At 64.3% G+C, this 12,831-nt stretch carries 12 protein-coding genes; 5 read left to right on the top strand and 7 right to left on the bottom strand.

Translation table 11 applies throughout. The features are described 5' to 3' along the window. The first annotated feature begins 33 nt into the window (after positions 1-33). Genes A5724_RS09315 through A5724_RS09305 form a run of 3 tightly spaced genes read left to right on the top strand, consistent with a single transcriptional unit; the run spans position 34 to position 3,320 of the window. On the top strand, positions 34-873 hold the full coding sequence (locus tag A5724_RS09315) for an alpha/beta fold hydrolase (RefSeq protein ID WP_067799670.1): 840 nt from the start codon (positions 34-36) through the stop codon (positions 871-873). Further along, positions 870-1,763, top strand: coding sequence for an alpha/beta fold hydrolase (locus tag A5724_RS09310; protein ID WP_067799667.1), 894 nt, complete (start codon positions 870-872; stop codon positions 1,761-1,763). The genes A5724_RS09315 and A5724_RS09310 overlap by 4 nt, the downstream gene beginning before the upstream one ends. 3 nt (positions 1,764-1,766) lie before the next feature. After that, positions 1,767-3,320, top strand: a complete 1,554-nt coding sequence (locus A5724_RS09305; RefSeq protein WP_067799663.1) for an FAD-dependent monooxygenase — start codon at positions 1,767-1,769, stop codon at positions 3,318-3,320. Here the strand turns inward: A5724_RS09305 and A5724_RS34470 are convergent. From A5724_RS34470 to A5724_RS09270, 7 genes are all read right to left on the bottom strand, one after another. Then, complete coding sequence (locus tag A5724_RS34470) at positions 3,215-3,556, bottom strand: hypothetical protein (RefSeq protein ID WP_232004756.1); 342 nt, start codon at positions 3,554-3,556, stop codon at positions 3,215-3,217. The two genes, A5724_RS09305 and A5724_RS34470, sit on opposite strands and share 106 nt — an antisense overlap. A gap of 669 nt (positions 3,557-4,225) precedes the next feature. After that, the gene (locus tag A5724_RS34465; protein ID WP_232004761.1) at positions 4,226-4,324 is read right to left on the bottom strand and encodes an FAD-dependent monooxygenase; all 99 of its coding nucleotides are present in this window, start codon (positions 4,322-4,324) and stop codon (positions 4,226-4,228) included. A 60-nt stretch (positions 4,325-4,384) separates the two neighbouring features. After that, positions 4,385-5,074, bottom strand: a complete 690-nt coding sequence (locus A5724_RS09290) for a VOC family protein (protein WP_082964934.1) — start codon at positions 5,072-5,074, stop codon at positions 4,385-4,387. Positions 5,075-5,086: 12 nt separating this feature from the next. Beyond that, complete coding sequence (locus tag A5724_RS09285; RefSeq protein ID WP_067799654.1) at positions 5,087-6,046, bottom strand: fumarylacetoacetate hydrolase family protein; 960 nt, start codon at positions 6,044-6,046, stop codon at positions 5,087-5,089. 110 nt (positions 6,047-6,156) lie between these two features. Beyond that, entirely contained in the window at positions 6,157-7,467 is a 1,311-nt protein-coding gene (locus A5724_RS09280) for a CdaR family transcriptional regulator (RefSeq protein WP_232004755.1), read from the bottom strand. Positions 7,468-8,009: 542 nt separating this feature from the next. Then, positions 8,010-9,836 (bottom strand): acyl-CoA dehydrogenase, encoded by a 1,827-nt coding sequence (locus tag A5724_RS09275; RefSeq protein WP_067799651.1) that lies wholly within the window; start codon positions 9,834-9,836, stop codon positions 8,010-8,012. A gap of 132 nt (positions 9,837-9,968) precedes the next feature. Next, positions 9,969-10,649 (bottom strand): DUF427 domain-containing protein, encoded by a 681-nt coding sequence (locus A5724_RS09270; protein WP_067799648.1) that lies wholly within the window; start codon positions 10,647-10,649, stop codon positions 9,969-9,971. Positions 10,650-10,831: 182 nt separating this feature from the next. Here A5724_RS09270 and A5724_RS33665 point away from each other — a divergent pair, with 182 nt between their 5' ends. Together A5724_RS33665 and A5724_RS09260 are read left to right on the top strand one after the other, a co-directional pair. After that, on the top strand, positions 10,832-11,248 hold the full coding sequence (locus A5724_RS33665) for a hypothetical protein (RefSeq protein WP_156752206.1): 417 nt from the start codon (positions 10,832-10,834) through the stop codon (positions 11,246-11,248). 175 nt (positions 11,249-11,423) lie between these two features. After that, the gene (locus A5724_RS09260; protein WP_067799641.1) at positions 11,424-12,797 is read left to right on the top strand and encodes an NAD(P)/FAD-dependent oxidoreductase; all 1,374 of its coding nucleotides are present in this window, start codon (positions 11,424-11,426) and stop codon (positions 12,795-12,797) included. Positions 12,798-12,831: the final 34 nt, after the last annotated feature.

Raw genomic sequence — 12,831 nt, 5'->3', positions numbered from 1 at the left:
AGCGATCACAATAACGGCAACACTGTATCCATTATGAAGGTTGACGATATCGATGTTGATTCGGACTCGCGGTTCGCCGCGGTCGACGGGATGCGGATCCACTACAAGCGCTCGGGGACGGGCCCGACAGTGGTGCTGCTGCACGGCAGCGCGTCCTCGCTGTACGGAGTGGAGGCCGTCGCGCAACGGCTGTGTGCGTCCTTCGACGTGATTCGCCTGGATCTGCCTGGTTTCGGCGTAACGGGGCCGCGCCCCGACCGCGACTACCGCGTTGCCACCTACGCCGCGATGCTCGCCCGGTTCTTGGACGTCATCGGCGTCGAGCGATGCGCCCTGGTGGGCAACTCGTTGGGCGGCAACATCGCCTGGAACCTTGCCCTCGATCACACCGAGCACCTGCACCTGAGCGGTTTGGTGTTGATCAACGCGACTGGCTATCCGGACAAGAAACTGCCCGCCGCGATGGCATTGGCGCGCAACCCGGTGGTGGGGCAACTGCTGCGGCGGTTCATGCCCCGGCGCGCCGTCGAGCGCAGCCTGCGCCAAGCGGTCGGGCCGAACTGCGACATCGTCGATGCTGCGATGGTGGAGCGAGCGCACCGGTTGTGGAATCGGCCGGGCAATCGCTCGGCGTTCGTTGATTTCCTCACCACCGACCAGCCCGATCGCAGCGCCGAGATCCCCTACATCAGCGTGCCGACCCTGGTGCTACGCAGCGCCGACATGGATGGCCAACACTTCACCCGCGACATCGCCGGCAGCACGGAAAAGATCCATCCCGACGGCGGGCATCTGCTCCCCGAGGAAGACCCTGCTTGGGTGGCCGACTCGATCATCGAATTCTTGCAAACTCAGCATAGGAACGTCCGATGAAGTACTTCGTCGCATCCGGAGAGGACCGCAGACTCGATCCCGCCACGCGGCCCAGTCTGCGTGGCAACTACATTCAATTGTCGGATGGTGTAACGCATTACGAGCTGACCGGTCCCGACGGCGGTGACGTCGTCGTACTGGCCGGCGGCCTGACCATTCCGCTGTTCTACTGGGATGAGCTAGCCGTCGAACTGCACGCCCGCGGACTTCGGACCCTGGCCTACAGCGGCTACGGGCGCGGCTATTCCGACCGCGTCGTCGCCCGCTATGACCAGGCGCTGTTCGTGCGCCAACTCCACGAGCTCATCGAGCGCCTGGAGTTGCCCGCGCCCTTTCATGTCGTGGGTACGTCGATGGGCGCGCTGATTGCCATGGCGTATGTGGGTCAACACGGCAGGAGCACCGCCACATTGACGTTGGTCGGCCCGGCCGGTTTAAGTCGTCAACCGGTGACCCAGAAACTATTGCTGGCCAACGACTTCACCGCCGGTTTCATCGCCAGACACTTCGGACGTCGCATCCTCGAGCAGCACCTAGGGCAAAACGTGGCGGACCCGAATCGCGCCGCTGCACTGTCAACCATGGTCGGCGACGCCTACCGATACGAAGGCTCGATCTACGCCTTCTTCGAGACACTGCGGCACTTCCCGTTGTTCGACCGCGCCGAGCTCTACCGGCACACCGGTACGGTGGGGCGGCCCATCCAATTAATCTGGGGCACAGACGATCACGTCACACCCATCAGCAACCTGGACCAGGTCCGCGAGCTGCTGCATCCCAGCCAATGCCACGTCATCGACGACTGCGGCCACATGGCTCCCTTCGAACGCCCCGTCGTCGTCGCCGACCAACTGGCGGCCTTCTACGACACCTCCCACAGATCGGTATAACCAATGACCACAACCAGCGCCACCGACGTCTTGATCGTCGGGGCGGGGCCCGCCGGCACCACGCTGGCAATAGACCTCGCACGCCGTGGGGTAGCGGTGCGCCTCATCGACAAGGCGCCACATGCCTTCGACGGGTCGCGCGCCAAAGGCATCCAGCCCCGGACCCTCGAGGTTCTCGACGATCTCGGCGCATTGCCTGACATCATGAATCAGGGCGCGCTTTACCCGCCTATGGGAATCCATCTGGGCCCGCTCACCATCCCCTTCCGGATGATGGCCAAAGGAAAGCGCGGTGCCGATATCCCATACCCCGACACCTGGCTCATCCCGCAGCACCGTACCGACCGCGCGCTGCACGCCCGATTCGAATCATTGGGCGAGCGGGTTGATTTCGGTACAGAGCTGGTGGGCTTGACCGACCACGGCACCCATGTCACCGCGCAGGTCGCGACCTCCGACGGCGCCGAGGACATCAGCGCGCGTTACCTCGTCGGCGCCGACGGCGGCGGCAGCCGAGTTCGCAAGCTCCTCGGCGTCGAGTTCAGTGGCTCCACGGACGAGGCCGACCGCATCCTCATCGTCGACGCCACCGTCTCGGGTGGACTATCCCGCAAGTACTGGCACGTGTGGCCCGGCCTCAAGGGCCGCTTCGTGGGCGCCTGCCCGCTGCCCCACAGTGACAAATTTCAATGGATGATCCGGTTCTCACCCGACGAACCAGCCCCGCAAGACCTGGCGCAGATCAACGCGCGCATCCAAGCGCATACCCGCAACAAGCGGCTCGCACTGCGAGACATCCAGTGGCAGTCTGTGTTTCGCCCCAATATCCGGCTGGCCGAGAACTACCGCCGCGGCCGGGTGCTATTGGCCGGTGACGCCGCCCATGTGCACACCCCGGCCGGCGCGCAGGGCCTCAACACTGGTATCGGGGATGCTTACAACTTGGGATGGAAACTCGGCCAAGTCCTAGCGGGAGCCGACGATCAACTCCTCGACACCTATGAACAGGAACGGCTGCCGATCGCTGCGGGCGTGCTCGGTCTCTCGACCAAGAAGTACGAAGGGATCGGTAAGCTCGACCCGTCGAGCATGCGGCGCGGCAAGGACGAAAAACAACTCGCCCTGACCTACCACGGCGGGCCGCTAGCGCCGCTGGTCGCGGACCGCACGGCGACGCTGCGTGTCGGTGACCGCGCACCGAACGCCGACCTCGTCGATGCGGACGGCCGCCGCGTGAGACTGTTTGACGCATACCGCGGACCTCATTTCACGGTGCTGGCTTACGGCGCGCACGCCGCCGCGGCGCTGGCGGAACTCGACTGGCCCGCCGCCAGCGCACCACTCAAACGCCTCGCCATCGACGCCGGTGATGTGTTCAGTGACCCGACCGGAGGATTCGCCAGGATCTACGGGCTGACCCGAGACACGTTGTTACTGATTCGCCCGGACGGCTACATCGGCCACATCGCGATCCACAACGCCGCCGAAACCACCCGAGCCGCTGCGCAATCGATGACGCCGCACATCGTGACATCAGCGCCATCGAAGCGGTCATGATTGCAGGCGCGGAGGCGCTTACGGCGGCTCGCGTGCGGATGGACCTGAACCCAGGCGCGTTCGATGAACATCCGCGGCCGGTCAGCCCCCAGCGGGGCCGTGCTGGTGCGCCACACCACGTGGCCATCGGGTCGCCGCTGCCGAGCCCGAAGCCGCCGGTGGGGGAAGCGGTGAGCAGCGTCGCCGATGAGCAGCAGCGATTCTCGACGGAACCGATCAGCGATCTGCTTGGTCATCGTCCAGGTGCCGGTCGAGCGGATCCGATAATCGTCGAAGCCAATTACGTTGGGCAGTATCCGATCCCAGAACGGGCGGCTGTCGGATGCGATCAGTTGAGCCTCGTGCAGGTATAGGTCATCAGCACATAGTCATCGTCGGCGTGGGCGATCATCTCCCCACTAAAACGCGGATGGTAGATCCAGCTGAGCAGCGGCCGGTCGCTGCCGGCGGGATAGATCCCCGGCGCGTCAAAGAATAAGCGCTACCCATGTTGGCCAGTACCGGACCTCTCATGGCGATGCCGGCAGCGTCGCACAACGCGCTGTTCGCCCAGTCCGCGGCGATGACGTACCGCGGTGATACGGCGGTCGGCTCCGTACCCGACGAGCGCACGATCAACCGGCCGCCATCCTTCTCGGCTCGCCATCCGCGCCGGAAGCCGATGAGAGACTCATCGTCGAGAACTTTCCACACCTCCGGCATGAGCAGGTGCTGACCGCTGTGGGAGATGAGATTTGCGCTGTGACTGCGCACCTCGGCGACCGGTCGGGTTGGGAGAGGAGGTCGATCTCTCCTAACGGCGGGCTGCGCACGTCGGTGCACCAGCGGATGATGTTGACCGTGTCGATCGGGGGTTGATCGATTCCACGGCGCGCGCCAGCGCAGGGAGGCCTGATGCCAGATCTCTAGGAGCAGGCGTTGATGACATGCGCGGCCGGATGCAGGCGGGGATCATTGCGTTGTTCGATAACCGTGCTGGGTATGTCGTAGCGGGCCAGCAGCAAGGCCAACGTGGATCCGGCGGCGCCGGCGCCGACGATGACGACCGATTCGGTGTCTATGCCTCACAGCGTCTTCCACGTGATGGCGCGCTTGTTGGATCGGGGTTTGGTACCAGGATGGATGCCGGCGCCTCTCTTGAGCAGGTCCTCTTCGCGTACACCTACGTGAAGCTGTTCGAGAAGGTAGTCCGGGTCGATGTTGGTGCCGATCGGGTTCGCTGCGAACTCGTCGCTGCCGAAGTACTCGGCGGTCTTCTGGGCGGTGGGAAAGTTCTCCGTCTGGAATTCGAGCCGAATACCTTCTGGATCCTCGTAGTACAGGCTGGTCGTGGGCCCGTGGTAGATGGACCAGACCGGCGTTATGCCGACTCCCCTGAGCCGTTCGTAGGTCAGCAGCAAGGCCTTCACTGACGTGAAAGTGAAGGCGAGATGGTCGATGCCGTAGGCCTTGCGGCGCCATCGGGACAGCGGAAAGACGTAGCGTAATGGCGGCGGAAGTTTGACCAGCGCCAGCCGATGGCTCTCGTGATCCCAAGTGAGAAACGCGATCTGATGGTCTTCGTAGACGACGCGAGCGCCGAAAACCTTTCCGTACCACTCGATCATCTCGGCGCTGCGGGCGGTCTTGATCACCCAGTGAGCGATGAAGTCGGGCACGAGACGGTCGGGAAGTTCCGCGAGATCCGGTGTCGAGGTCGCCGTGTCGGAGTCCTCTGAGTGAGAGGGATGCAGTGGACTGGGCGTGGCGCTCATTGTGAATCCTTCCTAGCGGGTTCCGGCAACGATGGTGTTTCGCTGAGTGCCCAAGTCGAGAGTCCCGGCGCCGTTGCGAATCGAGGCGGTGACCACGTCGCCGGGCTGCAGGTAGGGCTTGCGTTGGTTGAGCTTGATGAATGCCGCCCACAGCTTGTCTTCGGGCAGCAGCGCGGTCGCCAGTCGGCGGAGCGCGGGCCGAGGCGAGGTCGCCACGCAGCCATGTGGGGTGCCGGTCAGCAGCACGTCACCGGGGCTGACGTTGCAGAACTCGGTCAACTCAGTCAGCGTCTCAGCGGGCCGATAGAGCATGTTCACGGTGTTATCGGTCTGTCGTAGCGACCCGTTGACCTCCAGCCGCAACTCAAGGTCGTCGAGCAGACCGAACTCGTGTGGTTCAAGGACGGCCAGCACCGGGCCCAGCGGACAGAATCCGCGGTAGCTCTTGCCCTTCAGGAATTGTCCCTGTGGTAGCTGGATGTCGCGGGCGGAGAGGTCGTTGGCGATGGTGACGCCGAAGACGTATTCGTGCAGGTTCTCCATGGTTACCGTCGTGGGCGCGTCGACCTTTTGACGCAGCACGAGCGCCAGCTCGATCTCGTAGTCCAGCAGGGTGACGTGAGCCGGACGGGTGACTGGGGCGCAGGGTCCAGTGACGGCGGCGTCGGTTTTGTCGAAGAACAGGTTGAAGGCCCTCTCATCAGGGTTCATCCCGGACTCGATGGCGTGTTGACGGTAGTTGGCGCCCTGACACATCACCCGGCACGGCGTGGTGACCGGTGAGAGCAGTTCAACCTCGGTCAGCGCCAGCCCGCCCGCTCGGGCCGCTACCGCGCTCCAGTCGGGCTCACCGCGCTCGATCAGGTCGGCGGTGCGCCGATAGTCCCCGGCGAGTGGCGAGACGATGTCGCCTGTAAGGACGCCCCACGAGCTCTGCTCGGCGTCCTGGTACCGGACCAGATGGACGACCACCGACTTCTCCTCGTCTGCCCACCTTTCGACGGGCTTTCTGTCCAGTCAACCGCGCGACCACAAACCAAAGCCTGGACTCAAATCCAAAATTGACCGGTTTCGACTGTGCTTCAATCCAGGTCCGATGCGGGCGGCCGTGGTCGCAGGACGGCGTCACCGAGTTCGTCGGCGAGGGTGAGGGCGGCATGCAGCTGCAGGCGGCGATCGGTCGCGGGTCGGCCACGCAGTTGCTCAGCGCGCTGAACCCGGTAGGCAACGGTGTTTCGCGCGATGTGGAGATCGGCTGCGGTGGTGGCCAGACTCCTGTCGCGATCGAGGTACCGCTTGAGGGTCCGACGGATGGTGGAAACGGACTCGGTGCTGCCGGCCAAGCCGCCGAGTTCGCGGGCGACGAAGCCGCGTGCGGCCGGCAGGTCGGTGCTGAGCATCGCGACGATGTCGAGGTCGTGATAGCAAAACGACGAGACGTCACGCGTCGACAAGGCGCCGACGCGGGCTACCTCGGCCGCCTGGCGGTGGCTGTCCCGGAACCCCTCGACGCCGGCAGCCGCCAGTCCGACTGCGACGCGCACGCCTGAAGGCGGCGCCGTCGTTGCGACGGCCGACTCGGGCGGGTCCGACGTTCGCGAGCCCCACGCCCAAACTCGGTGGGCTCCCACCGGAAGAACGAGCGTCGAGACGCACCCCGCGGCGGTAAGGACCTCGGAAGCAGCGGTTCTGAGCTGGATGGGTGCAGCGGGGGTGGTCGCATCAGTCCAGACGATCACGGCAAGATGCCAGCGGCTCAGGTCGTAACCCAGAATCCGGGTGGCCCTATCAATCGGCACGGCAGAACCCTGCACAAGGTCCTCCACGATCTCGGTGGGTAGAGCCACTGAACTGGTCAACCACGCCTCCTGCGCGCGGGCGTACTCATCGGCCATTCGTTTGGTCAGGACATCGACGATGCCGAACAGTGTCTGGTTGATGCGCCTCATCTCGACGAAGCGCTGGGACTCGGGCACCACGCGTTCGGCGGCATCGAGCACCACGCCCGCGGCGGTGGCGTGGGCGACGTGGATACTGCGCAGCATGTGCTCGATGCCGATGCCGCGCGCTACCACTTCCATGGGCCCAGTGAGAACCTCCGGCATCGCCGCGAACTTCACGTCGTCGTCGAGCGCGAGTGCAGTCAGGGTGCCCAGGGCCACGGCCTCGCAACCCTTGGCAACCTCGTCGGCGACTGCGTCCACGGCCAGCTCCGGGATCGCGGCGATGATGCTGGCGGCCATCAGCGCACCCAATTCAACCGCCCAGTCCGCCGGCCCCGACCCCAGGAGTGCAGTCAGTTCCGCAGCCCGTTCGGGGAGTACGGACACGATCGGCGACGCCTGTTGCGCAGTGGGTTTGAGTTCGGCGAACCAGGGGCGCGTCAACGTCACCACCTACCCTCGTATGAGCGAACGCGGTCCTCATGCTACCCACATCAATACAGCCGGCTCGGCGGTCGACCTCGCCGCTGGCCTTTGCGGAGCTCAATTGGCTAACCCGATGACCGTGGTCAGTACGCCCAGTTCGGCAGTGCAGTCCAGCGTGACCGTCGTACCGCCAACGCTGACCCGCCAGCCTCCTCATTAGGATTCACCGAATGTCTTGGGACACATCATGACTGAAGCCATCGAGCACCGGCGCCACGGCACAGTGCCTTGGGCTATTCGATGCCGCCTTGGTTCGCCGGCCGATAAACAGCGTCGCGGACCCGGTCGCCGTACGAGCCCAACAATCCGCAGCTGCCGCAGCACCGGTTGCGACTTCATCCGCGTCAACGACGACGGCCTCATCGACGACTTCATGGTGATGGGTGCGTCCGCTGTCAGCGGCCAACGCCCCCCTCAGCAGCCATGGCAGTGCAATTCGAACGCATCCAAAGCGAAGTCGCCGAAGGGCAAGGCGACAAACTTTCTAGCTAGGAGCAGCGGCTACCTCAGAAGGCTTCCTCGGGCAGTGTCATGATGTCAATGTCGAAGTTCTCGATGATGCCGCGAACGGCCGCGAGGTTCGGCAGCATGTTGGCGGCGAAGAACGTCGCGGTCGCGACCTTGCCCTGATAGAACGCATCGTCACCCTTGGCGGCGGCCAGCGCGGCGCGGGCCACATCGGCCTGCACCAGCAGACGCCACCCGATGATCAGGTCGCCGACGGCGAGCAGGTACCGCACCGAGGCGAGCCCCACTTTGTAGATCTCCGTTGGCTGTTCGGCCGCAGCCATCAGGTAGCCGGTCATGGTCGCCGTCATCCCCTGGACATGCTCCAGCGCCGTGCGCAACTGTGCGGCCTGAGTCTTCAAATCGGCGTCGCACGTGTCGATCGTCTTCGTGATCTGCGCCGCCACATGGGCCAGCGACTCGCCGCGGTCGCGAACGATCTTGCGGAAGAACAGGTCCAGCGCCTGGATCGCGGTGGTGCCCTCGTACAGCGAGTCGATCTTGGCGTCGCGGATGTACTGCTCGATCGGGTAATCCTGGAGGAAACCGGACCCGCCGAGGGTCTGCAGCGACTCGGTCAGCAACTCATAGGCGCGTTCGGAACCCACACCCTTGACGATCGGCAGCAGCAGATCATCGACACGGTGGGCCAACTCCGGGCTGGCGCCCGAAACCAATTGGGCCACATCGTCATCCTGATGCGCGGCGGCGTAGAAGTACAGCGCCCGCAAACCCTCGGCGTACGCCTTCTGCGCCATCAGGCTGCGGCGTACATCGGGGTGGTGGATGATCGTCACCCGCGGCGCGGACTTGTCGGTCATCTGGGTCAGGTCAGCCCCTTGGATCCGCTCCTTTGCGAACGCCAGCGCGTTGAGATAGCCGGTCGACAGTGTGCCCGCCGCCTTGACGCCGATCGTCATCCTGGCGTTCTCGATGACGGTGAACATCTGCGCGATGCCATTGTGGACGTCCCCGACCAGATAACCGACGGCCGGAATTCCGTGCGCACCGAACGTCAATTCGCATGTGGGGGAGGACTTCAGCCCCATCTTGTGTTCGAGCCCTGTCGCGAAGACACCGTTGCGCTTACCGAGTTCGAACGTCTCGGGGTCGAACAAATATTTCGGCACGTAGAACAGGCTCAGGCCCTTGGTACCCGGGCCCGCGCCCTCGGGGCGGGCCAGCACCAGATGGAAGATGTTCTCGGCGGTATCGCCGACGTCACCACCGGAAATGAACCGCTTGACGCCTTCGATGTGCCAGGTGCCGTCGGGTTGCGCGGTGGCTTTCGCACGGCCCGCGCCGACGTCGGACCCCGCGTCGGGCTCGGTCAGCACCATGGTCGCCGACCAGCCACGCGCGATACCCTCTGCCGCCCAACGCTTCTGCTCATCGTTGCCTTCGACGTAGAGCGCCCGCGCCATCGCCGGACCCAGCGCCCACCAGAATGCGGCGGAGGGGTTGGCGCACAGCAGCATCTCGTTGATCGCCCAGATCACCGGTGCGGGTGCGGGCACACCGCCGATCTCCTCGGGAATGCTGACGCGCCACCAGTCCGAGTCCTTGATGGCCTGAACCGATTTCGCCAACTCACCCGGCACGCTGATGGTGTGGTGCTCCGGATCGAAGACGGGCGGGTTCCGGTCGGCTGCGGCGAAGGATTCGGCCACGGGGCCCTCCGCAAGCCGGGCGACCTCGTCGAGCATCGTGCGTACTGTGTCGGCATCGAGATCGGCGTAGCCGCCACCGGCGAGCACGTCGTCGATGTTCAGCACCTCGAACAGGTTGAACTCGATGTCACGAACATTGGCGATGTAGTGGCCCAACGCAGTTCCTTCCGCTTTGGCAAACTGCAAAAAGTGTGGCTGAGCGGGGAAAACGTACGCAACCGTAACCAGGCGCAACCTACGGTGACGGAACCGTAGGGTCTGAGGTCGCCGACGACGGTGTGACCGGTGTCACACCCGGCCGGGCAGCTCGGCGGCCACCTCCGCGCGCGTGTCGTCGAAGCTGAGAAAGCCCTTGATGGGCAGGCATTCGGGCGGCGGATCCTGATAGCTCCACGCCACGTCTTCGACGACGGCGTCGCCGACTGCCGCCGCCCAGTACGTCGCGTAACCCTTGTAGTTGCAGTAGCTGCTGTTCTCGGTTCGTCGCAGCACGTCCGTGCGGACGAGGCGGGGATCGACGTAGAGGCGGGCTTCCAGCCCGGTCTCGAAGACGACCACGGTGTCTGCGGTGTCGACGAGCGTCGTGCCTCCGACGGTGACCCGGAGTCGCCGCCGGGTCGGGCGGCAGTCGACCCGGTGGTACGGATTCGGCGGGTAGTCGACGAGTTGACGCCCTTCCTCGAACCAGGCGTCGACGGCGTCCCACGGCACGTGGACATAGCCCGGCGCGTGCGGTTCGGGGCGCCCGGCGAGGCCGCCGACGTCGTCTGCGGGGAACACGTAGCTGAGCGGGTGGCCGCGTCGGTGCACCAGCAACGCCTGCTCGGTATCGATGATCGTCTGTCCGGCACGGATGGCCTCTACGCGTCGCGGATGGGGTTCGACGAACACGACATCGTCGGGCAACGGTGAGGAGAACCAGCCTGCAGGGTCCTTGCTGAGGGGGCCGCGGCCTGCAACGAGACTCATGCTCTCAAGTTACGTGACTGCAGACGTCCACCGCTGCGAGAGCGACCGATTTTAGGCGTAACACCGAGAAGTTTGGACAGCGCGGTAATGGCTCCTGGCGTGATTATGCGATGCCGAACATCTCCGGCTGTTGGTGAACATCGAACCTACACAGATTATTTGAAAACATCTCGGTTTGCTTCATGGATGATCTGCGCAGAGTGAGGCGTATTAGCAATTACCGTTCCCCGGCCTGTATCCGTCAACTGCGCGCCGGGGGCGGCACACATATTTCTGTGTCTCAGAAATACTGGGCGCTAGTTGGCGGATTGGGAGCGTTATCTAAAGAGATGGACGCAGATCCTTTCGGCCGCTACAGGGCTCATCTGCGCACCGTGGCCCACGTGTCGCCAAAGTTCGCGAGCAGAGTCATGGCCCTCGAAGATCTTGGCGACGGTGCGATTTGGGTTGCCGACAACGCTGCAGAAGGTCTGCGGACGCCGGAGTCGATTGCCGCTGCGACGCCGAATAACGTTGTGGGACTACGCTTCACGGTGTATTGCATTTGTTCCGTGGTCGTATTCGTCTGCCTGGTGGCGGCGGCAGTCGTAATCCTGTGAGAGTCAACCGCTTTTCGGTTGTTCAGCGGCAGGCATCGTGGTCGATCCTTGTGACTGCCTGATACCCACGTGCCAATCTTCTGGAGATTCTCCGCCGGGTGTCCATGCACATGTGATGTACCTCGTATCCGGTACGTGACCGAAGGATTTGGTCGTGCCGTGCGTTAGTCTCGTTATGACGCGCGCATTGGTGTTGGGGGCGAGCATGAGCGGATTACTCGCCGCCCGAGTACTTTCCGACTTCTACGACACCGTGGCGGTAGTGGAACGCGATGCGCTTCCCGTGGGTTCGGAGATGCGCAGGGGCGTGCCGCAAGCCAGCCATGCCCACGTCCTGCTCACCCGTGGCGCCGATACTCTCGCCGAGCTGTTCCCGGGGCTCCTAAACGAACTCGACGAAGCCGGTGTACCCAAGTGGGATGACGGGGATCTGTCGCGGCGCGATATACGGGTAGGCACTCGCCAGCTATGCAGGCATGGGCGAATGCGCCGTCCGTTGCGCGATTATCGTCCGAGCCGTCCGCTGTTGGACGATGTCGTCCGTCGACGTGTTCGTGCCATCGCGAACGTCAGATTTCTGGAGCGCCACGAAGTCGTTTCGTTGACGTCGAGCACAGACAACGGTCGTGTGACCGGCGCGGTCGTCGCCAACCGCGCAGCCGACGAAACATCGACGATTGCAGCAGACTTGGTTGTCGATGCGACCGGGCGCGGGTCGCGGACACCGGTGCTCCTCGAACAACTCGGTTACCGAAGACCGGCTGAGGATGAGTTGACGATCCGCCTCACCTACACCAGTCAGTGGTTTCAGATCCCGCACGGAACCATGCCCGTCGACGTCGCCGGTGTCTTTCCGGAGCCCGGTCATACCAGCGGGTTCGCGCTGCTGGAGAACGAGGGGGACCGATGGGGCCTCTCTGTCGGCTCGACGGGGGCCAACGAGCCGGCAGAGGATTGCGCCACCCTCCTGTCGTTCATCGAGGACATCGCGCCGCCTGACGTGCTGGATGCGCTTCGCACGGCGAACCCGGTCGGCAGTGTCACCAAGCACCGCGTGCCGTCGAACCGGTGGCGCCGCTACGACAAGATGAGGAGATTTCCGGAGGGATTCGTGGTGATCGGGGACGCGTTCTGCAGTTTCAACCCCGTCTATGGCCAAGGAATGACCATCGCCGCGTTGGAGGCCGTCACGCTCAGGGACTGTCTGCGGCGGGGCCGGTCGCGATTGCCGCAACGGTATTTTCGTGCGGCCGGGAAGCTGGTCGGTGCCGCCTGGCGGACCGCGGTGTCGTCGGATCTGAGCCTGCCCGGAGTCACCGGCCCGCGACCACTTTCCGTGCGATTGGCAAACGCGTACCTCGAGCGCCTGCTGACCGCCGCCGCATCCGACCCGGCGGTCACCGAACAGTTCCTGAGGGTCGCCGGGATGGTCGACTCCCCGGTGCGGCTACTCCACCCTGTGATGATCCTGCGTCTGCTGATCGGTCAACGCCGAACTGCCGATCGCCTACCTGACCGCCGCCCGGTGACATTTGTCACGCAACGATGAACACGTGTGACGGTGTTTGAGATGAAGGTGGGTT

The sequence above is a fragment of the Mycobacterium sp. ACS1612 genome, from assembly GCF_001667505.1.
In the GTDB taxonomy this organism is placed as follows: Bacteria; Actinomycetota; Actinomycetes; order Mycobacteriales; family Mycobacteriaceae; genus Mycobacterium.
This window is presented reverse-complemented; position numbering and strand designations above follow the sequence as displayed.

What these genes read in the sequence shown, in the direction of transcription:
- A5724_RS09270 (WP_067799648.1), bottom strand. Translation starts at nt 10,649, where the DNA reads ATGAGTCTCGTTGCAGGCCGCGGCCCCCTCAGCAAGGACCCTGCAGGC.
- A5724_RS09310 (WP_067799667.1), top strand. Translation starts at nt 870, where the DNA reads ATGAAGTACTTCGTCGCATCCGGAGAGGACCGCAGACTCGATCCCGCC.
- A5724_RS09315 (WP_067799670.1), top strand. Translation starts at nt 34, where the DNA reads ATGAAGGTTGACGATATCGATGTTGATTCGGACTCGCGGTTCGCCGCG.
- A5724_RS34470 (WP_232004756.1), bottom strand. Translation starts at nt 3,556, where the DNA reads ATGACCAAGCAGATCGCTGATCGGTTCCGTCGAGAATCGCTGCTGCTC.
- A5724_RS09260 (WP_067799641.1), top strand. Translation starts at nt 11,424, where the DNA reads ATGACGCGCGCATTGGTGTTGGGGGCGAGCATGAGCGGATTACTCGCC.
- A5724_RS09290 (WP_082964934.1), bottom strand. Translation starts at nt 5,074, where the DNA reads ATGAGCGCCACGCCCAGTCCACTGCATCCCTCTCACTCAGAGGACTCC.
- A5724_RS33665 (WP_156752206.1), top strand. Translation starts at nt 10,832, where the DNA reads ATGGATGATCTGCGCAGAGTGAGGCGTATTAGCAATTACCGTTCCCCG.
- A5724_RS09305 (WP_067799663.1), top strand. Translation starts at nt 1,767, where the DNA reads ATGACCACAACCAGCGCCACCGACGTCTTGATCGTCGGGGCGGGGCCC.